22 protein-coding genes are annotated in these 26,023 nt (G+C 46.5%); 6 read left to right on the top strand and 16 right to left on the bottom strand.

Features of this window, described 5'->3' with window-relative positions:
- Window positions 1-4: 4 nt before the first annotated feature.
- Window positions 5-1,426 carry an L-serine ammonia-lyase gene (locus FEM33_RS22915; protein ID WP_139014301.1) on the bottom strand — a complete coding sequence of 474 codons (1,422 nt, stop codon included), beginning with the start codon at window positions 1,424-1,426 and terminating at the stop codon, window positions 5-7.
- A gap of 233 nt (window positions 1,427-1,659) precedes the next feature.
- On the opposite strand from FEM33_RS22915, the gene dtd reads away from it, so the two are divergent.
- Window positions 1,660-2,112: a D-aminoacyl-tRNA deacylase gene (dtd, locus tag FEM33_RS22910; protein WP_139014300.1), complete on the top strand. Its 453-nt coding sequence runs from the start codon at window positions 1,660-1,662 to the stop codon at window positions 2,110-2,112.
- 41 nt (window positions 2,113-2,153) lie between these two features.
- Window positions 2,154-2,480: a nucleotide pyrophosphohydrolase gene (locus FEM33_RS22905; protein WP_139014299.1), complete on the top strand. Its 327-nt coding sequence runs from the start codon at window positions 2,154-2,156 to the stop codon at window positions 2,478-2,480.
- 70 nt (window positions 2,481-2,550) lie between these two features.
- Here the strand turns inward: FEM33_RS22905 and odhB are convergent, their stop codons facing one another.
- The 8 genes from odhB to FEM33_RS22865 form a co-directional block, all read right to left on the bottom strand.
- The gene (odhB, locus tag FEM33_RS22900) at window positions 2,551-4,176 is read right to left on the bottom strand and encodes a 2-oxoglutarate dehydrogenase complex dihydrolipoyllysine-residue succinyltransferase (RefSeq protein ID WP_139014298.1); all 1,626 of its coding nucleotides are present in this window, start codon (window positions 4,174-4,176) and stop codon (window positions 2,551-2,553) included.
- A gap of 51 nt (window positions 4,177-4,227) precedes the next feature.
- A complete protein-coding gene (locus tag FEM33_RS22895; protein WP_139014297.1) occupies window positions 4,228-6,993 on the bottom strand; it encodes a 2-oxoglutarate dehydrogenase E1 component in 2,766 nt (921 codons plus the stop codon).
- A gap of 113 nt (window positions 6,994-7,106) precedes the next feature.
- Window positions 7,107-8,030, bottom strand: a complete 924-nt coding sequence (locus FEM33_RS22890) for a PorP/SprF family type IX secretion system membrane protein (RefSeq protein ID WP_139014296.1) — start codon at window positions 8,028-8,030, stop codon at window positions 7,107-7,109.
- Between the two features lie 106 nt (window positions 8,031-8,136).
- Window positions 8,137-11,358, bottom strand: a complete 3,222-nt coding sequence (locus FEM33_RS22885; protein WP_139014295.1) for a hypothetical protein — start codon at window positions 11,356-11,358, stop codon at window positions 8,137-8,139.
- Window positions 11,359-11,374: 16 nt separating this feature from the next.
- Complete coding sequence (locus tag FEM33_RS22880; protein WP_139014294.1) at window positions 11,375-12,448, bottom strand: NAD(P)/FAD-dependent oxidoreductase; 1,074 nt, start codon at window positions 12,446-12,448, stop codon at window positions 11,375-11,377.
- A gap of 9 nt (window positions 12,449-12,457) precedes the next feature.
- Window positions 12,458-13,159, bottom strand: coding sequence for a (d)CMP kinase (gene cmk / locus FEM33_RS22875; protein WP_139014293.1), 702 nt, complete (start codon window positions 13,157-13,159; stop codon window positions 12,458-12,460).
- Between the two features lie 235 nt (window positions 13,160-13,394).
- Window positions 13,395-13,994, bottom strand: a complete 600-nt coding sequence (locus tag FEM33_RS22870) for a LutC/YkgG family protein (protein ID WP_139014292.1) — start codon at window positions 13,992-13,994, stop codon at window positions 13,395-13,397.
- A 3-nt stretch (window positions 13,995-13,997) separates the two neighbouring features.
- Complete coding sequence (locus tag FEM33_RS22865; RefSeq protein WP_139014291.1) at window positions 13,998-15,374, bottom strand: lactate utilization protein B; 1,377 nt, start codon at window positions 15,372-15,374, stop codon at window positions 13,998-14,000.
- A 243-nt stretch (window positions 15,375-15,617) separates the two neighbouring features.
- Between FEM33_RS22865 and FEM33_RS22860 the strand changes: the two genes are divergently transcribed.
- Window positions 15,618-16,013: a T9SS type A sorting domain-containing protein gene (locus FEM33_RS22860; protein WP_139014290.1), complete on the top strand. Its 396-nt coding sequence runs from the start codon at window positions 15,618-15,620 to the stop codon at window positions 16,011-16,013.
- Window positions 16,014-16,065: 52 nt separating this feature from the next.
- Here the strand turns inward: FEM33_RS22860 and FEM33_RS22855 are convergent, their stop codons facing one another.
- The 7 genes from FEM33_RS22855 to FEM33_RS22825 form a co-directional block, all read right to left on the bottom strand.
- Window positions 16,066-16,842 carry a (Fe-S)-binding protein gene (locus FEM33_RS22855; RefSeq protein WP_139014289.1) on the bottom strand — a complete coding sequence of 259 codons (777 nt, stop codon included), beginning with the start codon at window positions 16,840-16,842 and terminating at the stop codon, window positions 16,066-16,068.
- A gap of 106 nt (window positions 16,843-16,948) precedes the next feature.
- A complete protein-coding gene (locus FEM33_RS22850; RefSeq protein ID WP_139014288.1) occupies window positions 16,949-17,641 on the bottom strand; it encodes an endonuclease/exonuclease/phosphatase family protein in 693 nt (230 codons plus the stop codon).
- Window positions 17,642-17,757: 116 nt separating this feature from the next.
- Window positions 17,758-18,096: an L-rhamnose mutarotase gene (locus tag FEM33_RS22845; protein ID WP_139014287.1), complete on the bottom strand. Its 339-nt coding sequence runs from the start codon at window positions 18,094-18,096 to the stop codon at window positions 17,758-17,760.
- 6 nt (window positions 18,097-18,102) lie between these two features.
- Window positions 18,103-18,933, bottom strand: coding sequence for an amidohydrolase family protein (locus FEM33_RS22840; protein ID WP_139014286.1), 831 nt, complete (start codon window positions 18,931-18,933; stop codon window positions 18,103-18,105).
- 43 nt (window positions 18,934-18,976) lie between these two features.
- Entirely contained in the window at window positions 18,977-19,846 is an 870-nt protein-coding gene (locus tag FEM33_RS22835; protein WP_139014285.1) for a fumarylacetoacetate hydrolase family protein, read from the bottom strand.
- A 90-nt stretch (window positions 19,847-19,936) separates the two neighbouring features.
- Window positions 19,937-20,710, bottom strand: coding sequence for an SDR family NAD(P)-dependent oxidoreductase (locus FEM33_RS22830; protein WP_139014284.1), 774 nt, complete (start codon window positions 20,708-20,710; stop codon window positions 19,937-19,939).
- A gap of 150 nt (window positions 20,711-20,860) precedes the next feature.
- A complete protein-coding gene (locus FEM33_RS22825) occupies window positions 20,861-22,516 on the bottom strand; it encodes a UxaA family hydrolase (RefSeq protein WP_139014283.1) in 1,656 nt (551 codons plus the stop codon).
- A 158-nt stretch (window positions 22,517-22,674) separates the two neighbouring features.
- On the opposite strand from FEM33_RS22825, the gene FEM33_RS22820 reads away from it, so the two are divergent.
- The 3 genes from FEM33_RS22820 (at window position 22,675) to FEM33_RS22810 (ending at window position 25,950) form a co-directional block, all read left to right on the top strand.
- Complete coding sequence (locus FEM33_RS22820; RefSeq protein ID WP_139014282.1) at window positions 22,675-23,586, top strand: AraC family transcriptional regulator; 912 nt, start codon at window positions 22,675-22,677, stop codon at window positions 23,584-23,586.
- A complete protein-coding gene (gene ade, locus FEM33_RS22815) occupies window positions 23,583-25,211 on the top strand; it encodes an adenine deaminase (RefSeq protein WP_139014281.1) in 1,629 nt (542 codons plus the stop codon). Before FEM33_RS22820 ends, ade begins: the two co-directional genes overlap by 4 nt.
- Window positions 25,212-25,368: 157 nt before the next feature.
- On the top strand, window positions 25,369-25,950 hold the full coding sequence (locus tag FEM33_RS22810; protein ID WP_139014280.1) for an RNA polymerase sigma factor: 582 nt from the start codon (window positions 25,369-25,371) through the stop codon (window positions 25,948-25,950).
- Window positions 25,951-26,023 lie beyond the last annotated feature (73 nt).

Below are 26,023 nucleotides of genomic sequence, written 5' to 3'. Positions count from 1 at the left end.
CGGATCAGCATTCGCTCAGGCTGATCGGAATATTTACGGCCAGTCCGGCCTCGGAGGTTTCCTTGTAGCGGTTGTTCATGTCCAGTGCCGTTTGCCACATGGTTTTAACTACATTGTCAAGGGAAACCTTCGCATGTTCAGGATTGCTCTGCATGGCCAGCTGGGACGCGGTTATGGCCTTGATTGCTCCCATCGTATTTCGTTCTATGCATGGAATCTGGACTAGGCCGCCGACGGGATCGCACGTCATACCCAGATGATGTTCCATGGCAATTTCCGCTGCCATCAGACATTGTTCCGCTGTTCCGCCTGAAACCTGTGTCAGACCGGCTGCGGCCATGGCAGAAGAAACACCAATTTCTGCCTGACAGCCGCCCATAGCAGCCGAAATCGTCGCTCCTTTCTTGAATATACTTCCTATTTCTCCGGCTGTCAGTAAAAACCGGAACACATCTTCTTCCGTACCGCCGCAAAAAGTATTGTGAAACTGAAGAACGGCCGGAATAACGCCTGCGGCGCCATTCGTAGGCGCGGTAACAACCCGGCTGAACGACGCATTTTCTTCATTAACCGCCAGTGCAAAACAGCTTACCCAATCCAGTGTGTAGTTAAAACCTTGGCCGCCTGCACGGATCAGATCAATCCATTCGTCACAGCCTGCACATGGTTTTCCATTCAGAAGTTTCTGGTTTAACTCGGCCGCACGTCGCTGCACATGAAGCCCGCCCGGCAAAACGCCTTTGGTCTGGCAGCCGTGAAAAATACTTTCCTGCATGACATGCCAGATATTCAGCAGATCTTTTCGTACCCGTTCTTCGTCTTTCCAGACTTTTTCATTTTCCAGAACAATTTCCCAGATCGGTTTTCCGGTTAATTGATGCCAGTTCAGCAGATCAGCCGCATTATCAATCGGAAAAGGAAGTTTTACATTTAGCAATAAAGCATCATCGCCACTTTCTCCGGAGACGACAAAACCTCCGCCTGTTGAATAGTACGTTTCTTCTAGGCTGGTTTGAGACTTGTTGCTTACCTTGAAAATCAGGCCATTCGGATGAAACGGCAACGATTCTGAATGGTGAAAGACAATATCGGTTTTTGGTAAAAAGGGAATTTTCAAATCGCCGTGAAGCTGAATGCATTCCGATGCAGCAATTTCGTCCAGAATCCGGTCGATGGATGCGGTTTCTATTGTTACCGGATCGTACCCGCTCAAACCCAGCATTACGGCAATGTCCGTTCCATGCCCCTTTCCGGTTTTTGCCAGCGAGCCATAAAGGTGTACTTGCACGGACTGGATTTCATCCGTTTTATTTTTCAGTGATTTCAGAAAAAGCTGCGCTGCACGCCAGGGCCCAAGCGTATGTGAGCTGGAAGGACCAATTCCTATTTTAAAAATGTCAAAAACCGATATGCGCTCTTCTTTCATGGCAAGTTTCCGGACCGGATTAATTGTTTCCCTAAATTGTAACTTTTCCCGCATCTTTAATATTGTTCCGCATATTACCTTCTGATAAATGAACCGGCTGATCTTTCCGGTGTAAAGAGGTCAAGATTAAATTTCACGACAGAAACGCAACTTCCTGCCTTAAAAACTTTTCTAACGCTTACTTTTGGCATCATACTAAATTCATAACCTGACTTAAATTACGTTTCTTTTACATGATTGCAGTTATTCAGCGCGTCAGCAATGCATCGGTAACAATTGAGGGAAAAATCCATGGCGAGATCGGGACCGGTTTTCTGGTGCTGCTCGGCATCACGCATCTGGATAACCAGGAAGACATGGAATGGCTTGGAAAAAAAATTGTCGGTTTGCGCGTTTTCAGCGATGAAGAAGGCAAAATGAACCTTGACCTTAAATCGGTTGACGGCGATATTTTACTGATCAGTCAGTTTACTTTACATGCAAGTACCAAAAAGGGCAACCGTCCGTCGTTCATCGAAGCAGCCCGGCATGACGTAGCCATTCCGCTTTATGAAAATATGATTACGTTTCTGGGAAATGAACTCGGAAAACCGATCCAGTGCGGAAAATTCGGTGCTGATATGAAAGTAGCACTGCTAAACGACGGCCCTGTAACCATTGTAATTGATTCCAAAAACCGCATCTGATTCTTAATTTTCATTTTTTTTATCAAAAAAAAAAAAAATTTATGACGCTCGAAGACGCTCAGTTACAAGTGGATAGCTGGATAAAAACATACGGTGTCCGTTATTTCTCTGAACTTACGAATATGGCGATCCTGACGGAGGAAGTTGGTGAACTGGCGCGCATTATGGCCCGTACTTACGGCGATCAGTCTTTCAAGAAATCGGATCTCGGAAAGGATCTCGGCGACGAAATGGCGGATGTTCTCTGGGTTTTGATTTGTCTCGCCAACCAGACCGGGATTAATCTGACGGAAGCTTTTGAAAAGAATATGGCCAAAAAAACACAACGCGACAGTACAAGGCACAAGGAAAACGATAAACTGAGTTGACGCCAACTGCAAACAAAAAAAGGGAGAATCAGACAAGCCAATTCTCCCTTTTCTATCTCTCGATATGCTTTTACATATCCAGCAACAATCTCATCGGATCTTCCAGAAGCTGTTTTACTCTTACCAGAAAGCTTACGGAATCTTTACCGTCAATCGTGCGGTGATCGTAAGATAACGCCACGTACATAATCGGACGTATCACAATTTGTCCGTCTACAACTACGGCGCGCTCCACAATGTTATGCATGCCGAGAATGGCCGACTGCGGTGCATTGATGATCGGCGTCGAAAGCATGGAACCGAATGTTCCGCCATTGGTAATGGTGAACGTTCCGCCAGACATTTCGTCAATTCCAAGTTTTCCGTCACGTGCACGAACTGCCAGCCTAACAATTTCCTTTTCAATGGCTGCAAAAGAAAGCGTTTCAGCATTGCGGATCACCGGTACAACCAGTCCGCGCGGCGTTGAAACGGCTACGGAAATATCGCTGTAATCATTATATACCAGCTCTTCGCCATCAATATAGGCATTGATAACCGGGAAGTCCTTCAACGCGATGGTTACTGCTTTGACAAAGAATGACATAAAGCCCAAACCGACTTCATGCTTTTCCTTGAACTTATCTTTAAACTTCGCTCTTACGTCCATAACCGGCTTCATATCCACTTCGTTAAAAGTAGTCAGCATGGCCGTTTCATTTTTAACGGCAACGAGCCTGCGTGCAATGGTTTTGCGCAGTGACGACATTTTTTCTCTGCGCTGTCCGCGGGCACCCGCCTGTGTCTGCACAGGAGCAGCAGGAGCAGGTTTGGACGGAGCGGATGCAGGCTGTGCGGCTGGTGCCTGTTCAGCAGGTTTGCTGCCTGCTTTCAAAGCATCGTCTTTCATAATTCTTCCGCCTGAACCCGAACCATTTACATCTTTCGGATCAATTCCTTTTTCAGCAAGGATTTTTGCAGCAACCGGAGATGCATGTTTGTCACTGGAATTCTTGTCAGCAGCGGCCGGCGCAGAAGCAGGAGCCGCTGTTTGCGGAGCAGGAGCTGCCGCCGGTGCTCCGGCACCTTGCTGGATCGTGCAGATAACCGCCCCGATCGGAAGCGTATCGCCTTCTTTGCCGACAATTCTTAAAGTTCCCGCAGCTTCTGCCGGAAGTTCAAATGTTGCCTTGTCAGATTCCAGCTCACAGATTATTTCGTCCACTTCCACGTGATCACCGTCTTTTTTACTCCATGAAGCAATAGTGACTTCCGTAATGGATTCTCCTACCGTAGGAACTTTCATTTCATAAGCTTTTCCTGAACCTGCAGGCGCTGCTGCAACGGGTGCAGGTGCTTGTTGCTGTTCTGCTGCAACTGAAGCAGGCTCACCGGCTTTGTCTGCTATATTCTCAGCGCCCGCTTCACTTGGAGTGGAAGCTTCCTGCTGTGGAGCCTGCGTTTTGGTCTCACCGTTGGACGATGAATTTATGGTTGCAATCAGGTCTCCGATATTCAATGTATCGCCTTCCTGTGCTTTGATACTCAAAACACCTTCGGCTTCTGCTGTAAGTTCAAACGTCGCCTTATCCGAATCAAGTCCGCAAATGACCTCATCCATTTTCACAAAATCGCCATCATTTTTGAACCAGTTTCCTATTGTAACCTCAGTAATCGACTCGCCAACGGGCGGTACTTTTATTTCAATTTCAGCCATTTTATGTGCAATCTTGTTATCGAATTAAGTGTCTAAACATTATAGGAATAATCATTCAAAAGCTCTGTTGATGATCTCGGCCTGCTCTTTCGCATGGATTTTTGAAAACCCGGTGGAAGGCGAAGCACTGGACTGACGGGCAATCACTTCCAGAGGTTTGGAACCTTTATACATTCTCAGCATAAATGTCCAGCCGCCCATATTGAAAGGTTCTTCCTGTACCCAATATACTTTTGCATTTTCATATTGTCCCAAAAGTGCATCGATCTGGTTCTGCGGGAAAGGATGCATTTGTTCCAGACGGATAATTGCAATATCATCACGTTTGTCAGTCTGCTGTTTTTCAAACAGTTCATAATAAAGCTTTCCGGTGCAAAGAAGCACTTTTGTAACTTTCGCAGGATCAGCGTAAGTATCGCCGATTGTTTCCTGAAAAGATCCGTTCACCAGATTTTCTACCGGAGAAACACAAAGCGGGTGTCTCAGCATGGATTTCGGCGACATTACAATCAGCGGCTTGCGGAATGGGAATTTCAACTGCCTGCGGAGCAAATGGAAAAAGTTAGCCGGCGTTGTAACGTTGGCAACAATGATGTTGTAATTGGCTGAAAGCTGCAGGTAACGTTCCGGGCGTGCATTCGAGTGCTCCGGTCCCTGACCTTCGTATCCGTGCGGAAGCAGCATAACCAGACCCGTCCAACGATCCCATTTGGTTTCGCTTGAAGTTACAAACTGATCAATGATAACCTGTGCGCCATTTGCAAAATCACCGAACTGTGCTTCCCAGATAACAAGTGCATTCGGGTTGGCCATGGAGTAGCCGAATTCAAAACCCAGCACGCCATATTCAGAAAGCAGCGAGTTATAAATCATGAACTGCCCCTGATTTTCCTGAATATGATCCAGATTGCTGTATGCAGCGTTGGTTTCTACATCTCTCAGTACGGCATGACGGTGCGAAAACGTTCCGCGCTGCACATCCTGGCCGCTCAGCCTTACAATATTCCCTTCTGCCAGAATAGAACCATAAGCAAGCAACTCGGCAGTTGCCCAGTTTACTTCTTTCTTGTCAAAAATCATCTGCTCACGGTCTTTGAGCAGTTTGTCTATTTGTTTCAGCCTGTTGAAATTCTCAGGCGTTGAGATCAATGCTTTACCGACTTTTTCAAGGACTTCCAGCGGAACACCCGTTTCAGGAGATTTTTCAAAATCTTCCGGTCTGGATTTACGGAGTGTATGCCATTCCTGTTCCAGTTTCGGCATGGTATAAGGCAATGCTTTTTGCTTTACCATATCCAGTCTTTCCTGAAGCAGCTGCTTGAATTCCTTATCCATATTGGCAGCAAGCTGCGCATCTACGTCCCCGCGGTCTGCCAGTGTTTTCTGGTAAATTTCTCTCGGGTTCTGATGATTTTCAATGGATTTATATAAAACCGGCTGTGTAAACTTCGGTTCGTCTGCTTCGTTGTGCCCGTGACGACGATAGCAGACCATATCGATGAAAATGTCTTTGTTAAACGTCTGGCGGTATTCTACGGCAAGGCGCATACAGAAAACGACCGCTTCAGGATCGTCTCCGTTGACATGCAGAACCGGTGCGTCCACGATTTTGGCAATATCCGTACAGTAAATACTTGATCTTGCATCAATGAAATCAGTAGTAAAACCAACCTGGTTATTAATCACAAAATGGATCGTTCCGCCGGTATAATAACCGTTCAGTGCCGACATCTGCGTTACTTCATAAACAATTCCCTGCCCTGCAACGGCTGCATCGCCATGAATCAGAATAGGTAATACACGGTCATAATCGCTGTCGTACATGCCGTCTGCACGTGCACGTATGTAACCTTCCACGACCGGATTTACGGCTTCAAGGTGCGACGGGTTTGGTGCCAGTTTCAGATGTACCTTTTCACCATTCTTGGTTGTAATCTGACTTGCAAAACCCATGTGGTATTTTACATCGCCATCGCCCCAGACCTGATCCGGCAAATTGCCCTCGAACTCGTTAAAAATCTGTCCGTAGGTCTTCTGCATGATATTGGCAAGCACATTCAGACGTCCGCGGTGCGCCATACCGATCATCACTTCCACAACGCCCATTTCTGCTGCCTTGTTGATCATGGCATCCAGTGCAGGAATTGTGGTTTCTCCGCCTTCAAGCGAAAAGCGTTTCTGGCCCAGATATTTTGTATGAAGAAAGTTTTCAAAAACGACGGCCTCGTTCAGCTTGGAAAGAATATGTTTTTTCTCATCAATCGAGAATGTCATATTCAGTGCTTCTTTCTCTATTTTTTTACGCAGCCAGCTTTTTTGTTCCCGGTCGCGGATATACAGATATTCAAAGCCTATATTTCTTGTATAAATCGTTTTCAGCGAATCTACAATCTCGCGCAGGGTTGCAGGTCGGCCAAAGACTTCAACGCCGGCTTCAAAAACAGAATCAAGATCCTCGTTTCCAAGGTTAAAATCGGCAATGTCCAGCTGTGGCTGGCGATCTTTGCGTTTCTGGATCGGGTTGGTTGTTGCAAGCAGATGGCCTCTTGAGCGGTAACCCCGGATGAGGTGCACCACTTCCATTTCCTTGCGGATGCGAGATGGGTCTGCTTTGCTTGCAGGAGCGGCTGTTTCCTTGCCGTTTGCAGCACCATTTGCATGACCATTACCGTTAACGGGATATTTTTGTGAAAAGTCGAAACCTTCAAAAAACTTTTGCCAGCCTTCATCTACTGAAGCGGCATCATGCTTATAGGAATTGTACAATTCCTCTATATAAGCGGCGTCGGAATTTGCTATATATGTGTATTTATCCATCACAAAAGTGAGTATTTCATTTACCGGACAAAGGTACGAGAGTTATGTAAACATTACGAATAAATTATCCTTTTAACTTGTACGCTGTAATCATTATAACGCACGCATTTAGATCAGTATTTCTGGAATCCGCTGGGATTTGGCACAAACTTCAGCATCAGCTCGTGAATACCCTTCGGGCCGGAATAAGTAGCATAGATCTGCTCCACCTGGCGGGTGCTGTAAAAGTATCCGAGCCTGACATTTTTTCCCGCCTGAACTTCCGCAGACACCTGCAGATAACTTACTTTAGCCGAAAAAGAATTGTACCCGCCGCCTGCCCGGTAAGATGCCCCGAGCCCTACTTTTTCATTAAACCAGAAACGGGAACCGATGTCAAATCGTAACTTATGGTCTTTTTCCTGTACAACCAGCGCATATGGAAGCATCAGCACATCATCGCTGAGCTCGTGACTTCCGCCGGCCATGATGTACAAAGGACGTCTGTAAAAGCTGCTGATAGCCTGCGCGCCAAATTTCTGGGACAATATTTCAGGTTTTGAAACACCGATATACAGGTTTTCCGAACGAAGCCACGCACCAAGTCCGAATGTACCGAGTGCCCTGTTTGTACCGTTGTAATTCAGATCCGAAACGGGAAGTACGTTGATCCCGCCTTGCGCTCCGATGCCCAGTTTCCAGAGATCACTGACAGGGATATGATAAGCAACAGATGCCGAAATGCCGGTGGTAGTAAAGTAACTCGTCTGGTCGTTCAAAGCCTGAAACCCGATCCCGACTTTTCCGTCGGCTACTGTTCCGTCTGCGGCGAATGTCTGGCTGGAAGGTGAATTCTGGATCGTAAACCATTTTCTTCTGAACATGGCCGTCATATTGAAGTTTTCCCTTACGCCGGTAAAACCCGGATTGATGGCCATCGGATTCTGAAGATACTGTTCGTAAAGTACTTCTCTCTGCGCAAAGGCTTGTTTAAAACTGAACATGGACAATACCGTCAGACCTATGCAGATGCGGGTTAACGAAACAGGTGTGTTCATTGACTGTAATTTAAGTGTTACCTTTTATTAAACTAAAAATGGCAGGGGAGCTTATCCCGTGCCATTATAATAGCCGTAAATACCGGATTTATACTGTTTGTTTTTATCAAAAATCGTAACCCAGTGTTACGTAAGGAATTGGCTTGTTGGTATAACCGTTGTCAACGCCCCATGCATAATCAAACTTGGCATAGAACCCGAACAATGTTGTTCTTGCACCGACACCATAACCCATCAGATACGGATTTTTAAAGTTGGTGACCGTTGCACGGAACGGATCTTCTTCACTGCCGATGATCTGCGTGTTCAAACTGTTGTTTTCACTGAATGGCCCTTTGCCGGTCCATGCCGTTCCGATGTCTCCGAAACCGACAATCTGGAAATTACGCAGAAAGCTGGAAGTAATGGCGCCGCGGTACAGGTATTTGACCAAAGGAATTCTCAGCTCCGCGTTCAGCAGCATATAACTTGTTCCCGAAAGACGGTTAAGATTGAAGCCGCGCAGGTTGGTCGCAAAATCAGCAAAGAAAATATCCCGGTTATCTCCCTGAAAATTAAGCGGATTTTCGCCGGTACGGGTTTCTTTTTTGTTGCCGAGCCAGTTTTCCATTCCGCCCAGTATACTTTGCTTCGGTGCCTTGCCGCCCGAATGGCTGGCAGCCGCACGGATTGCAAAAATCAGGTCTCTGTGGATTTTCTGATAATGACGAAAATCAATGCTCACGCGGTTAAAGCTTTCATTACCGTTTGATAAACCCAGATACGAGTCATAACGGATTTTAAAACGGGTTCCTTCGATCATGTTCATGCCGTTTACACGTGAATTGTCAAACACATATTCACTGCGCACGCCTCCGTAGCTGGAAGCCATGTCCGGAGTGGAAAGCATACTGATATCCATATCGATCATGCGTGTGGAAGTAAACATCGGCGATACGGAAAAGCGGCTTGTTGTCGAGAACGGATAGGAAGCTGTAAACATCAGCTGGTTGAAACGATATTTCTGCGGCGTACCTTCACTGTCAATGTAAAGGCTTTTCCTGTCAACCCGGACACCGAAGTCGATGCGGTAAGTATTGTTGGAATATTCGGCAAACAGATCGCTGTTCCGGAAGTTGGAAGAGATAAAAAGGCCGGCTTTGATGATATGGTTTTCCAGCAGGTCATTCATGGAAATGGACTGCGCATAACCGAACCCGCGGATCGGGTCGATGCGCCAGTCGGAACTTGCGTCATTGGTTACAAACAAGCCTTTGTAAGGATACGGCCCTTTGATGGCAATGTTTTCACGCGTTGCTTTTGTACGGGTAAGTGTGCCCGGCGTGTTCTGGAACGTGCCTCTGCGCTGACGCGATTCAAATGCTTTCAGGACATCTTCATCAAACTCGTAATTCTCTGTATCTACTTCGCCTTCTTTCAGAACCATTTTCGGAGTTTCGGTCTGCGCAGCCACTTTGGCTGCAGAATCTGTTTTTACGGCTGCCGGTGCATTTTTGTCGGTACCCGCATTGGCTGCTCCATTGCTCAGAACCGGCGTATTAACCGTCGCATTCAGGTCAAATCCGTTTTTGAAAGCAGCCGTATAATAGCCGTCATTCAGATAAGTATAAGCCAGCCCGCCGCCGGATTGCAGCGTAAGGTCCGCATTTCTGATGCTCTGGATGTAATTTGTCAGCTGAACACTGCTGTTCGAAGCGCGGCTGTATCTGAAAAGATTGTTTACGCCTTTTGCATTGGAAAGGTAAACAACGTCATTTTCATTCGCATAAACGGGCAGAACTTTGGTCTTGCCATCCGTTTGCAGCAATTTGACCAGATCATTCGATTTCGGCGTTCCGTCATGTTCAAATATCGAGAACGAACCGGAAATGGATTTGAAGTTGCCTTTATCTCCCGTTCCCAGCGAATCGAGCGGACGATTGGAGGAAAAAACAACTCTTCGGGAAGAACCCTGAACAAAACGCGGCGAAAGATCATCGTAAAGGTCGCTGGTCAGCGGCAGCAAGGAAGCACGTGCCACGCTGATCAGAAACAGATCGTTCTGACCGCCTTTATCCGCACTGACAGCCAGCATCGTACCATCGTTGGATATGTCCATATCCACAATCTGATCCAGCCCGCGGATGTTGCGCCTCAGTTTGACCTTCACTTTTTTGGTGCCGATATTTTCATACATGTAAAAATTCTTGCGGTCGTTTTCATTGGCAAGAATCGAAAGCGTGTTGTTCCTCGACCAGCCAAGAAGCGGCGGCTGCGTTTTCATTCTTCCGCCGATAATGTCGAGTTTTCCCTGACGGATTATTTTCTTGGATCCGCTTTCACTATTGAAAAGATACACTTTGTACCGGCCGTTCTTGATTTCACTCACGGCTGTAAACTTCTTATCCGGGGATACTTTGATGACGGCATTGGCGTCCGACGTGCTGAATTCGTTCAGTTTGTATTTCCAGGATGGGTTCGGATCAGTATAAAACTGTTCTGCATTTTTACTCTGGTTCAAATAATAGGCACGCCAGTCACGCAGAAAACGATTGTACGACTGGATTCCCAACGTGCTTGTAATACTGGTTTGCTCCGTTCTGATAATCCGGGTAAGGTTCAGGATGTCGGAAATTTTGTCTTTCCCGTACCGTTCCGCGATGTAGTTCCAGATGGAATGTCCGATCAGCGTTGCATCGTTTCCGGTCATCAATGTCGGTTTTCTGACGTTACGGTTCTTGAAGAAATCACGCATGTAATCGTTCAGTTCGGGTGACCAGCCTTCGGCGATGTAGGCGGCGGTGCCTGCCATAAACCATTCGGGCAGCGTAAGCAGCAGTGAACTTTGCAACGCTTCTTTCATATTGCCGCCGTAAAGCATGTCATAAACGAAAAGAAGACTGATGTCCTTGATCAGTTTCTTGCGAAAGCCGACCTGATCGCCGGTATAGGCAACTTCCACGCGTGATTGGGAAAGATCCAGCTTTTGCTCGTTCAGATTGTCCAGTGTGGACAACCCCATGTTGCTTTGTTCCAGCTCGGCAGGAGAATTGTAGAGAAATATTTTCACCCGGCTGTAAGGTGTCCAGCCAAGCACATCGGTGATCCTGTCAAATTCACTTTCGGCATATTGCGCGGTCAGTTTTGCAAGCGCGGTTCCGCCCTGATAATGGTAAATTTCAAAATTGGTCGTTCTGAAAATTTTCCAGTTAAAGGTTTTATATTGAACCCTGTTTTTTCCAAAGGTTTCCTGAGACGGGTAGCGTTGTGCGACTGATCGGGTTACGAATCCTGAAACTGCTAAAAAACCGACTGTTAAGGCTAATTTGTATATGTGTTTTATGCTCATAGTGCTAAGGCTGACTTCAACGGAAATATAACGAAAAATACCTGTTAATATTAACTAACGGGTTCAATTCTTTGCCGTTTTCAAGGTGCTGAACGAACTCATTTGCAAAATAAGGTGCCAGCGTAACTCCTTTTGTGCCTAATCCGTTGAAAATAGCGACGTTATTATACTCCGGATGAATCCCGACAAGCGGCCGGCGGTCTTTGACGGAAGGGCGGATGCCCGCAGTTGCGGACTCAATGCGGTACGGAATTTTAAAAATCAATTTCAGTTTTTCTTCCAGTTCGGCAGTTGCTTCTGCGGTTGGTTCCCAGTCCAGCGGGTCCCATGAATACGTCGCTCCTACCCTGGCCCTGAATTCCGTCAATGGCAAAATGAAAATTCCCTGATTGATGATATCCGCCTTAAGCGCCTTTTCTGTGGCTATTTCAAGAATCTGGCCTTTAACCGGCGTGAACGGCAGCCAGTTGAAAAACGCATTTTCATGCGCCATAAATCCCTGACAAAAAATCACTTTCCCGAACGTCCGGTTTTTCCAGATTACATTTTCTTCCTGAATATTCAGATCAGCTGCATGAAATCTTTCCTCGGCATACAGGCCGTTTTCTATAAAATAATTCCGGCTGCTATCCAGTAAAACCGGAAGATCAATCCAGCCGGACTGGATTACTTCCAGCCCGCCATAAGCAGCATCAACATAATCTCTGAAATCTTTGGTTTGCTGCTGTTCGACATAGGGAAGAATGGCAGGGTCTGCTGTTCTGGCCAGATAGGTATTCTGTTCTTCAATGGACCGGAAAGGCCGGAATATGGAAGCGAGATAAAAAAACGGGGTGTCAAGCCTGCTTTCGAGATGCCTGTAAAATGCACTTGCATATGGGAAAAGCTCGTCTGCAAGCCAGGTTTTAACGAGTTTCTTACCCGTCAGCGGATTGAAAATCCCGGCTGCAACTTTGGAAGACGACGGCAGGTTTGAATCCCCGGCAATCTGTATTTTTTTCCCTGCATCCAGCAAATGCCAGGCCAATGAAGTTCCGGCAACTCCCTGCCCGATGATCAGATAATCATAATCCGGGTTATTTTTCGACATATTGAATCTTTATTCCGTACCGCGCCGCAGCGACAGCCCGATTTGTTCATCCGCCAGCCTTACGACCAGTTCCACCTGTTCATCCAGCGTCATCAGCGAATTATCTACGTAAATGGCATCTTCCGCTTGTTTCAAAGGGCTTTCAGCGCGGTGTGTATCGATGTAATCCCGCATTTTCAGGTTTTCGGCAATTTCTGCAAGCCCGACCGTTTCTCCTTTTTCAAGCAGTTCCATCTGGCGCCGCTGCGCTCTTATCAACGGATCGGCGGTCATGAAAATTTTAAGTTCGGCCTGCGGAAACACAACCGTTCCGATATCCCGGCCGTCCATAACGATTCCTTTAGCTTTTCCCATCCGCTGCTGCTGCGCAACGAGTGCATGCCTTACTTCGGCAATCGCACTTACATCACTGACTTTTTCAGAAACATACATTTTGCGGATTTCATCCTCCACATTCAGACCGTTGAGATACGTATCGTTCCGGCCGAGCTCGGGATGTCTTTTAAACGAAATATGGATATTGTTCAGCGCCTGCTGTGTTTCCTTCGGATTGGTGAGGCTGATATGATTCTGCAGAAAGTAAAGTGTAACTGCCCTGTACATGGCGCCGGTGTCAATGTAAGGGTAGTTTAATTGCTTGGCCACCAGCTTTGCAGTTGTGCTTTTGCCACAACTTGAATAGCCATCAATAGCAACGATTATTTTGGGCATACGTATAAAGCGTAGTTTTTAGCAGACGGCTAAAAGGATTTTCATTAAAAGCGAACTTTGCAAAAATAGAAGAAAGTACCGGCGGGAAAGGAATTTAATCGAAGTTTTTAACCAGCTTCCGGATTATTTTCGGAGTGTCCGGATGCCGGCTAGAGGTAAAGACCTTATTTTAACAAACCTGCATGCACGGTTATGGTACATGCAGGTTTGATTTCAGAATCAGCTGTTGCTGCAACTACAAAATCCCGGGATAATCCTCGATCAGAAAAATCACCATGCTTCGGGCGCCGTGCGCGCCAATAACCAGCGATTGCTCTATATCGGCTGTTTTGGACGGGCCTGCTATAAAACAGCCCCAGCCGGTTGTATCACTCAGGCGTTCGTAGGCATCGTGCATGTTGTTTACAATCGCATTTCTCGGAATTACGAAGGCAAGGTTCTGCGTGATAAAAGGCAACGCGCGATGCGGCAAATGCCTTTCCGAAATCCATACCGCACCGTTTTCCGCCACACCGAACTCTGCCTCCAAAATCGCAATTTCGATCATTTCCAGATCATGCGGATCAGCAATGTTCAGGCTGAAATCGGCCCAGCTGTTCAGAAAAGGAATCGTCGTTGCACGGTTTGTAACCGAAGCGTACAGTTCTTCGGCTTTTTCTTTCAGTGCATTCAGGTCTTTAACAACAATTACTTCGGTGTATATCGCAGAAAGTGTCTCCACAAACTTGTTTTCCGTACTTTCAAAATGACTGTCAAAACGGATTTTTTCTGGCAAAACGGTTTCAGAAGGCATATTCAGCTTGATCTGCTGCAGTATTTTATCGCGTGAGTTCATTGTTTAAGCTTTACGGTTACGTACATACCAGTCTCTGAAACTTTCTTTCGGCGGTTCCGGCATATCTCTTTGTTTAAACCAGGGATTAAGCCCGTTATTGACCATAAAAGGAATCGTGCGCATAACGGAGCGCCCGAGCCTTCCCGACCACTGGTAAAAGCGCGGCTGCGACAATATTACGGACATTGCCTTTATTCCCAGCTCCTTGGATTGCGGCACATGCCCGCCTTTCACCAGAACCTGACGCCATTTATAAAGCTGATCGTGAATATCGATTTTTACCGGGCAAACATTGGAACAGCTTCCGCACAGCGTACTTGCAAACGGCAGATCCGCATTTTTGGTCATGTCCAGATTGGGTGCCAGTATGGAACCGATCGGACCGGCGACGGCATTGTGATAGCTGTGCCCGCCGCTTCTGCGGTAAACCGGACAAGTGTTCATGCAGGCGCCGCAACGGATGCATTTCAATGAATTCCGGAAATCCGGCCTTCCCAACTGGGTAGTCCTGCCGTTATCCACAATGATGATATGCATTTCCTGACCTTCACGCGGCTTTTTGAAATGGCTGCTGTAAGTAGTCACCGGCTGCCCGGTCGCGCTGCGTGCAAGCAATCGGAGGAAAACGCCGAGATGTTCCTGCTTCGGGATTATTTTTTCAAAGCCCATGCTGGCAATATGAATATCGGCAAGATGCGCGCCCATATCGGCATTTCCTTCATTGGTGGCCACTACGAAGCCGCCTGTTTCGGCAATGGCAAAGTTCACGCCCGTCAAAGCCGCTCTCCGCGTCAGGAATTTGTCCCTTAAATGCTGCCTGGCCGCTTCCGTCAGATACTGCGGATCGGTTGCGCCGGCTTCGGTTCCGAGGTGTTCATGGAAAAGATCGCCGATGTCTTTTTTCTTTAAATGGATTGCCGGAAGCACAATATGGCTTGGCGGCTCGTTGCGGAGCTGTACAATTCTTTCTCCAAGATCCGTGTCAATGACTTCAATGCCGTTTTTGCTCAGAAATTCATTCATATGGCACTCTTCGGTAAGCATGGATTTGCTCTTCACCATCTTGCCGATGTTGTGCTGTTTCAAAAGGCCGAGCACGATTTCGTTATGCTCGGCAGCATCCGCAGCCCAGTGAATATGGATGCCGTTTTCCTTTGCTTTCTGCTCAAATGAAACCAGCAGCGTGTCCATATGCGACAGCACGTAGTTTTTTATCGTGGAAGCAGCCTCACGCAATTGCTCCCATTCCGGCAGCAATTTGGAAGATTTATCCCTTTTCTGACGTACAAACCATAATGTTTCATCATGCCAGTCTACGTACGATTCATCCTTGTTAAAGGTTTCTGAAGCGGCGGCATGTTCGATAATTGCTTTGGACATGGTTATAATGACAATTATTTAATTGTATTTTTTAAAGAATATGAATTGTACTTTTCACATTCATTGCACTATTTAAAGTTCGCACTTTATTAAATAAACAACTTTTTCAAAGCAGACAAAAAGCTATTTTATTGGAATGCAATATCTTATACCTTTGAATCATAAAGTTTTCCGATCCGGCAATAAAAGCCCGATTGAAGTATAATTAAACTTTTTCCAGATACTTTAAGAATTTACACTCCTATGAAAACCAAGAACACGCTTTTTGCAGCAGCCCTCGCCGGCTTACTTTTAACCGGTTCTGCTTTTACCTGCAATGCACAGCAAAACAATGTTACCTCAGAAAAAAGCGCAGCCACTTCCGAAAAGCTGAGCGTTCTGCAGATCAAGCCGATGCAATTCCGCGTTTCCTATTATAATCCGCAAACGAAATCGGTTCTAGTACGTATTCTGGACACAAACAACAATGTCCTTTTCTCTGAAACAAAAGCCACTGAGAAAAACTATCTTAAGTACTTCGACCTTTCTACACTGGCAGACGGCACTTATACTTTTGAAGTTACAGACGGCAAAGAGAAAGCTTCACAAGCTTTTGACATCCTGACAACAACCAGCCGTACGATTTCTTCCATTAACTAAATCGAACTTCACTCGGATTACTCAAATCTGAAAATTTGCAATGTACCGGCGTTCAGGATATGGGCGCCGGTATTTGTTTTACAGCGCTGTTCAGGATTTCGGCAATGTGCTTCACCTTTACGTCCGAATTTCTTCTTTTCAGGATTCCTTCCAGATGCAGCAGACAACTCATATCCGATCCTGTAATAAATTGTGCGTGATGACGGATATGATCTGCAACGCGGTCTTTTCCCATTTTAACGGAAACCGCTTCTTCGCTCACGCAGAACGTCCCGCCAAATCCGCAGCATTCATCCGCCCGGTCCAGTTCGATCAGTTCCAGCCCTTTTACTTTTTTCAACAAGGAAACCGGTTTCGAGAACGGCGCCGCATTAAGCTCCGACATCTGCGAAAGATGCAGTCCGCGCTGCCCGTGACAACCCTGATGCAAGCCTACACGATACGGAAACTCAGCTTCAATGGAATCTACTTTCAATATATCTGTGATAAACTCAACAAGTTCATAAACCCTTCTGCGCAGTTTTTTGGATTCCTCCGGCTTTTCCTCCACCTTCAGATGGTCCTTGATATGCAGCACGCAACTGCCCGAAGGCGAAACAATGTAGTCGCAATCAGCAAAAAGGTCGTAAAACAACTTGTCGCATGATTTTGTCAGATGCTCAAACCCGGAGTTGGCCATCGGCTGGCCGCAACAGGTCTGATTCAGGGGAAACGTAACCGTACAGCCCAGCTTTTCCAGCAATTCCAGCGTGGCAATCCCGACCTGCGGATAAAACTGGTCTACATAACAGGGAATAAACAATCCGATTTTCAAACTTGAGTAATTCATCTTAAGTTATTGCAAAAATATAATTGAGATTGTCAGTTCTTACGATGTGCTTTTTTAATCACATTTCATTTTGCTAACCGCTAAAAGCTAACCGCCAATTGGCTGCTCACCAGAATTCAACTGTGGCGAGAATGGGATAATGATCAGAAACGTTCGGGTAATTTCTTATAACCTTGTAGCTCTTGATCCGTACTTTGCTGTTCAGCAATGCAAAAATATAATCGAACCGGTCGCCCGGTAAACCTTCGTTCCAGGTTTCAAGCTGCGAACCCTGGGCTGCATCCTGCCATTTCTGCCTGAAAGAAAAGTAAGGCTGCTCATTGGGCCGCGCACCCATATCCATTCCCAGAACCACCGGCTGGATGCTGTTCACCAGCATCTGGTTGATGTAGGCCGCCTGCAGAGCCCTGTCGAAAACAGAAGCATATTCCAGCCGCGAGTTACAAAAACGCAGCGTTACATGCCGCGAGGGCTTGATCAGTCCGCATAACAGTACTTTTGTATCAGCGCCAGGTGTGTGCGGCAAGTTGATAGTCTGTGTTCTTTCAAATTCCCAGGCTGACAAGATGCCAACTCCCTGCGAACCATTATCTGACTGATCTGCAACGCCGTATGCGTAATGCATGCCGGTCTGGACCGCAATCTGCCGGAGCTGAAACTGCACTTTGCCTTTATTCACCAAGCTGTCCACTGCCTGAAGCGCAATCAGGTCTGGACGGTGATCCTTGATGATTTTCAGGATGTCCATGAGATTCGGTTCGTCTGCGGTGTTGAGGCCGTGACGAATGTTAAAACTCATTACTTTCAATTCGACGGCCCGCCGGGGCTGTGATGCAGATAACGTTAAGCAAATAATTATAACGAATATCAAATAGCGTGTTCTATTTAACATTAATAACGTTGATTCTCAATTATCTAACTATTGTTCAGGGCAAATATCTGTTTCATAAGCACCCATTTTTCACCGGGCTTTGCAGAGGGTAAAGCCTGCTGGTATTTCCACATCAGCTGTTCCCATTCCTGGACTTTCGGGTTGGAAGCGTCCATTTCTGCCTTTTTTTCAAAACTGAAATCATCTTCTGCTTCCATGATCATGAAAAGCCGGTTTTCCAGCCGGAAAATGTCCATTCGCGTGATGCCTGCGTCTTTGATGCTTTTCTCGATCTCCGGTCTGATCTCCTTGTGAAATGCTTCGTATTCGGCGATCATGACCGGATCATCCACCAGATCCACAGCCAGACAATATTTTTTCATACGTGGTTATATATCAAGATTGTAAAAGCCGACTGCATTTTTGCCCATTATTTTCTGAAACTCAGAATCAGAAAACATGCCGAGATAATCCGTCACAATTCCTTTTACCCCTTCATATTCTGCGGCAACAAGACATACCGGCCAATCGGAACCGAACAGGAGCCTGTCTGTTCCGAATGCTTCGTAAACAACGTCCAGATAGGGCCGAAAATCCGCTTTTTCCCATTCTTTCCAGTTTGCTTCCGTTACCATTCCGGAAATTTTGCAGCTTACGTTCGGCAACTCGGCCAGCTTCCTGATCCCTGTTGCCCAGGGTTCCAGTTCACCGGTTTTGATCAGCGGCTTGGCCATATGATCCAGCACAAAATGCACGTTGGGCAGCTTTACGGCAAAGTTGAACGCTTCTTCAAGCTGATGCTGATGAATCAGAATATCATACGTAAAATCAAAAGCAACAAGCTGCCCGACCCCTTTGATAAATGCCGGCTGAAGCATAAACCCTTCGGGCTCGGCCTGCACGACATGCCGGAAACCTTTCAGCTTTTCAAACTGTGAATACCTTTCCAGCCGGCTGTACAAATGATCGCCGCGAAGGTCAATCCAGCCGACAACGCCTTTGATAAAATCATTGGCTTCGGCAAGCTGGAGCAGAAATTCGGTTTCGGAATCGGATTGCGAAGCCTGTACCGCCACGCAGCCGTCAACGCCATTTGCATCCAGAACGGGGCCAAGATCTGCAGGCAGAAAATTCTGACGAATTGCCTGCATTTCCGGTGTGATCCAGGAATCTCTTTCTTTATCAAAAATCCAGAAATGCTGATGCGAATCAATGATCATAAACGTTGCTTGAAATTTCGATAAATCTGTTTGTTTATAGTACTTAACCCTGCACCGGTTTCCAGGCAATGGCTTCCTGTTTCTGTTCCCCGAGCTTTTCTATTCCAAGTTCCACAATGTCGCCCGGTTTCAGATAAACCTGCGGCTTCATACCCAGTCCTACGCCGGCCGGTGTTCCTGTTGTAATCACATCGCCCGGCAGCAAGGTCATAAACTGGCTCAGGTAACTGATCAGGAACGGAACCTGAAAAATCATGTCCGATGTGTTGCTGTCCTGGATTTTCTTGCCGTTCAATGAAAGCCACAGATCCAGACTGTTTGCATTTTCTATTTCGTCCGAAGTAACAAGGTATGGTCCCAACGGTGCGAAAGTGTCGTTGCTTTTGCCTTTTACCCATTGTCCGCCGCGCTCCATCTGGAATGCACGCTCGGAATAATCGTTATGCACGGCATATCCGGCCACATATTGAAGCGCTTCCGATTCTTCAACATAACTTGTTCTTTTACCAATGATTACGGCAAGTTCCACTTCCCAATCCGTTTTTTCTGAATTTCTAGGAATAATCACCTGATCGTTCGGCCCGCATAATGCAGAAGTGGATTTGAAGAAAACAATCGGTTCTTTCGGCAGTTCGGTCGCACCCGATTCGTATGCATGTTTGGCATAGTTCATGCCAATGCAAATGATCTTGGACGGACGCGCCACGCAGGATCCGTACCGGAAACCCGCTTCAACCTGCGGACAAGTTCCGGAATTCTCGGCCAGCCAGTCGCCAAGGCGTTTGATCCCCTCTGTTGAAAAGAATTTTTCATTAAAATCTTCACCAAATGCGGATACATCCAGCTTTGTACCGTCTGCAAGTTCCACTCCCGGTTTTTCCTGTTCAAAAGCACCAAATCGAAAAAGTTTCATGGGAAAAATGTTTTTGGCTTCCGGTTTTTATTCCCTGGCCATTGTATTGTTAATTGATTAAATTCAAAGTGTGTGAAAACGGATTGTTTGTTAATTATTCAGCTTTTCAAAACCGCCGTCGATCAGATAATCGCAGCCGGTTACAAACCCGGCTTCGTCCGAGCAGAGGTACAACGCAAGCGCACCGATTTCTTCCGGCTTTGCCATACGGCCGATCGGCTGTGTTTTGGACAGTTTTTCAAACATCTCCGCTTCTTTTCCCGGATAGGTTTTGGAAATAAACCCGTCCACAAAAGGCGTATGCACGCGTGCGGGAGAAATGCTGTTGCAGCGGATATTATCGGCGAGATAATCTTTTGCAACGGATAAAGTCATGGAATAAACGGCTCCTTTGGCAGTAGAATAGGCAAAACGGTCCGGAATACCGACGGTCGCCGCAATGGACGCCATGTTCAGAATCACGCCGCCGCCGTTGCTTTTCAGGTGCGGAATCGTAGCGAGCAGACAGTTATAAACGCCTTTTACATTCACGTTCATGACTCGGTCAAAATCGATTTCAGTTGTCGTATCCGCTTTTCCGATATGCGCAATGCCGGCATTATTCACCAGAATATCGATTTTATGGTTGGCAGCAATGGCATTAATAACATTGACAACATCGGCCTGCTTCGAAATATCCACCGCATGAGCTTCCGCCTGGCCGCCATCGGCCACGAGCTGGCTTACAACCTGATTCGCAAGTTCCATGTTCAGTTCCAGAATATGGACGTAAGCGCCCTGTTTTACAAAAGTCTGTGAGATGGCAAGCCCGATGCCGCTTGCGCCTCCGGTTATAAGTGCTGTTTTACCGCTTAAATCAAACATGTATCTTGTAATGTAAATGCCCGCTGAATGTCAGCAAACAATGGATTTATTTAAAAAGCTATATGTATATGGCAAAAGGAAAAGGTTGATCCGGATCGACTTTACTGTGCCATTCCGATTTCTCCGGCTTCTTTTCCGAATTTATGCTGTTTACAACGAAACGCCGCGCTTCCACGGAATGAAATCGTCCTGTCCGAGCTGCTGTGCTTTGGTAAGTTCGCCGCTTGCCACTTTGATGACGTATTCCAGCAATGCTTCTGCATTCTGTTCAATGGTTTGGGTTCCGTCCACGACCGGGCCGCAGTCAAAATCGATTACGTCAGGCATTCTTTCGGCCAGTTTCGTATTCGTAGCAACTTTGGCAACAGGGCAAATCGGATTTCCGGTCGGGGTCCCGAGGCCGGTCGTGAAAAGAATGATATTGGCGCCTGCGGCCGTCTGGCCGGTTGTTGCTTCCACGTCGTTTCCGGGTGTACACACCAGCTGAAGACCGGATTCGGTTGCTCTTTCCGTATAGTTCAGAACGTCCGTGATGTAAGCGTTTCCGCCTTTTTTAGCTGCTCCCGCCGATTTGATCGCATCCGTAATCAGGCCGTCCTTGATATTTCCCGGAGAAGGATTGAATGCAAATGCAGAGCCGACTGCTTCCGCCTTGCCGGCATAATCACGCATCAGTTTTTCAAATTTGGCCGCTTTTTCTTCCGTAACGCAACGGTTCAGCAATTCCTGCTCCACGCCGTTCAGTTCGGGAAATTCGGCAAGCAGCGTTTGTCCGCCGAGCGTTGTAACAATATCTGAAAGATGTCCGAGAACCGGATTGGCCGAAATGCCCGAAAATCCGTCCGAACCGCCGCACTTGAGTCCTACTGACAATTTGGATAAAGGCGCATCCGATCTTTCAAATTCGTTGATTTTGGTAACGCCCATAAACGTTTCCTTGATCGCACCCGACATCAGCGAATATTCGGTCCCTTTCTGGTGTTCAAACGCATAGAACGGTTTATTGAAATGCGGATCTCTTTTTCGGATCTCGTCTTCCAGCGTCTGCAGTTCGGAATTCTGGCAGCCCAGACTCAAAACGGTGATGCCGGCCACGTTCGGATGAACGGCATAAGCCGCAAAAAGCGCGCATAAGGTATTGGCATCCGTTCTTGTACCGCCGCAACCGCCCTCGTGCGTGAGGAATTTGATACCGTCTACATTTTCGAAAGGACGCTTCGGCTTCTCATAACCAACGGGCGGACGTTCCGTAAATGCTTCCATGCTTTTGATTTTCCGGATATCGCCGGACTGGTAAAAATGCAGGAATTCCCGTACGTGTTCCCTGTAAATGTCCGTCTGCGCATAACCGAGTTCGCGTTCAAACGCATCTTTCATAATCAGCACGTTACGGTTTTCACAGAAAACAAGCGGAAGCACCAGCCAGTAATTATACGTTCCTACGCGGCCGTCTTCGCGGTGATATCCTCTGAAAGTCCGGTTCTGCCATTTGCTGACGTCGGGCGCAGTATAAAAATAAGGCTGTCTGTTGGCTGTGCTGTAATCGTGTGCGTCGTGCTTTAGATTGAAAGTGGTAATGGGTTCGCCTTTTTTGATTGGTTGCGTAGCCCTTCCGACGAGAACGCCGTACATAATGACGGCGCCGCCGGTTTCAATGTCCTCGGTTACAAACTTGTGCTTTGCCGAAACGCCGTATTGCAAATTGTAATGTTCATTCCCCCATTCGGCATTGGTACCCGCCGGCAAGTCGCGCAGCGCCACAATGACATTATCTGAAGGATGTATTTTCAAGAGTTGAGACGCCATAGTCTGCAGTAATATATTTAGATCAAAAAAGAATTTCGCCGGTATAATTTAAAGGCAAATGAACAGAAATATTTCAATACATTGGTTTGCAAAACTGGCAAATTTTTCAACTATATTGGCATATATTTCCTGTTTAAGAATCAATCATGTAATTATTTGTGAAACCGCTGCTACTTAAGGTTCCGAAAGGATTGCAGAAATCGTTCAGTATACGGCAGGATGTTGTCCTTTATTTCTATGACCGCTGGCATTATCATCCTGAATTAGAGCTGATTCATATTGAACAAGGCTCCGGGACGCAGTTTGTAGGCGACAATATCCGGAACTTCCGCAGCGGCGACCTGCTGCTGATCGGCCCAAATCTGCCGCATTACTGGCGCTGCGACGAAAAGTATTTCCAGAGAGAAAGCCAGCTTTATGCACAGGCTACAGTTGTACACTTTTCGGAAGAAATCTTCGGCAAATCCTTTCTGGCTCTTCCTGAAAACAAGGCAATCCATGAACTCCTGCTGAATTCCCGGCGCGGACTGAAAATAAGCGGCAGCGGAACGGAAGAAGTAAAAGCGCTTCTGAAAGATCTGCTCAATCAGAAAAGCGGCAACACGGTTATATCGTTATTACGGATTCTGGAAAGCCTTGCGCAATGTGCCGGTGTTGAAATGCTTTCCGAGCTGCCGTTTCAGGAAGAATTTGACCCGTATGATACCGATCGCATCAATCATATTTATCAGTATTCCGTCCGTAATTTCCAGAAGAAAATTTCCATTGAAGAGATTTCCGAAGTAGCCAGCATCAGCCCGAATTCTTTCTGCAGATATTTCAAAAGCCGGAGCCGGAAAACCTATTCGCAGTTTCTGCTCGAACTCCGGATCGGGCATGCCTGCAAGCTGCTTGCGGAAACCAACCTGTCCGTTGCGCAGGTCTGCTACGAAAGCGGATTCAACAATTTTGCCAATTTCAACAAGTACTTCAAAATCTACACCGGGAAAAGTCCTTTGCTATATCAGAAGGAATTCCGTAAAATGCCGGTCAGTACCAACCGGCCTTCCAGCCTAAACCCAGTTCCATGAAAGCCAATCTTGTTAACATTTTTGAAAAAAGCATATATGAAGCAGAAATCCATTTGGAAAACGGCCGGATCGGTAAAATAGAAATTCTTGGGCCGGAGAATGCAGCTTTACCCTATATTTTACCCGGTTTTACGGACGCGCACGTGCATATAGAAAGTTCCATGCTGACGCCTGCGCAGTTTGCACGGCTGGCTGTTGTACATGGCACCGTTGCTACCGTTTCCGATCCGCATGAAATTGGCAATGTACTGGGCGTTTCCGGCGTGGAATTTATGGTAGAGGACGGTAAAAGGGTTCCGTTCAAATTTTGTTTCGGCGCACCTTCCTGCGTGCCGGCCACGGCTTTTGAAACTGCAGGCGCGGAGATTTCTGCCGAGGAAGTCGGGGCGCTGCTTGCGCGGAATGAAATCGGGTACCTTGCCGAAGTCATGAACTTTCCCGGCGTATTAAACGAAGACCCGGATATGATGGCCAAGATAAAATGGGCAAAGCATTATAATAAGGTCATTGACGGACATGCGCCGGGCCTGCGCGGAGAAGCCGCCAGAAAATATGCGATGAACGGGATTTCAACGGATCACGAATGCTTTACATATGAAGAAGCAAAAGAAAAGATTGGCTACGACGTAAAAATCCTGATCCGCGAAGGAAGTGCCGCCAGAAACTTTGACGCGCTGATTCCTTTGATCGACGAATTCCCGGAAATGATCATGTTCTGCTCGGATGACAAACATCCGGATAATCTCGTTGAAGGACATATTAATTTGCTCGTCAGACGTGCGCTCGGACTTGGTTACGATATATGGAATATCCTGCAGGCTGCCTGCGTGAACCCGGTTCTGCATTATACGCTTCCGGTCGGGTTGCTGCGTGTGAATGATCCGGCAGATTTCATTGTAGTCAACAACCTTCGTGATTTTACGATATTACAAACGTGGATCAACGGACAGGTTGTTGCTGAAAACGGCACTTCACTTCTTCCCGACCTGCGAAGCGAGCATCCGAACAAATTCAACTGCGCTCCCAAATTCCCGCAGGATTTCCAGTGTACAGTAGAAAATTTAAACGCAGATATCAGGGTTATTGAAGCGCTGGAAGGACAACTGATCACCAATCAGCTTGCAAGAAGTGCAAAACATGACGGAAAATTCCTGCTTGCCGACCCGGATTCCGACATTCTGAAAATCACGGTAATCAACCGTTATGAAAATGCGGTTCCGGCCGTTGCTTTCATCAAAAACTTCGGACTGAAATCCGGAGCCATGGCTTCGTCCGTCGGCCACGATTCGCATAACATCATTGCTGTGGGCTGCGATGATGAAAGTATATGCCATGCCGTGAATCTGATTATTGAAGCAAAAGGCGGCGTTTCAGCCGTCGGGAAAGGAGAAAAACATCTGCTGCCGCTGCCTGTAGCCGGACTGATGAGCGACCTCGACGGCTATGAAGTTGCAAAATCCTATACGGCTGTTGACCTTTTTGTAAAGGATAAACTCGGCTCCACACTGCAGTCGCCTTTCATGACTTTATCTTTTATGGCATTGCTCGTAATTCCGGATCTGAAATTAAGTGACAAAGGATTATTTGACGGAAAAAGCTTTGATTTTGTACCTTTAAATATATAATAAGTTACATTTTATCAAAATTGCATCATTAAACTTTGAAATATAATTTTATGATGAAAATATTTTTTTAATATGTTTTTTTATAAATATATTTACAAGTGTTATTATGACCCTTATTCATAATCATTCCTAACCTTAATCAATTCCTATCCAAAAAATGGCTCACCTACGCTACAAGCAAGAAGAAGAACTGTACTTCTGGGATCAGTTCAGAAAGGGCGACGAAAATGCTTATGCATGTCTTTACCGTTCTTATGTTCACATTCTTTATCAGTATTGTTCCCAGTTCACGATTGACAAACCATTGATCAAAGATTGCATTCACGACTTGTTTGTGGAATTGTGGAGAAACCGGATGACATTGGGCGACACCACATCCGTACGTTTTTACCTGATGGCTTCTATCAAAAGAAAACTGGTAAGACACCTGAACGCGCAGCAAAAGCACACAAGTAATGAGGATATTCCGGTTGAATACTGGCATATCAACACGCCTTCGCATGAAAATCACCTGATTTCGGAAGAGGAATTCGAATCTACAAACCAGCATCTGAACGTAGCCGTCAACGGGCTGCCGCGCCGCCAGCGGGAAGCTATTTTCCTTAAATTCTACATGAACCTTAACAATCATGAAATTGCCGATCTGATGAAAATAAATATACAATCCGTTTATAATCTTGTATTTGGTGCGCTTGGAAACCTGAAAAAACAAATGACGCTGGAAAGACTTACTTTCTGAACCGTTTTTTTAAAATATATTACAGCAGAAGCGTGGCGAACCAAGCCACGCTTTTTTTGTTTCTTTACCTGAC

Origin of the sequence: Dyadobacter flavalbus (assembly GCF_006149045.1) — a bacterium.
Taxonomy (GTDB): Bacteria; Bacteroidota; Bacteroidia; order Cytophagales; family Spirosomataceae; genus Dyadobacter; species Dyadobacter flavalbus.
This window is presented reverse-complemented; position numbering and strand designations above follow the sequence as displayed.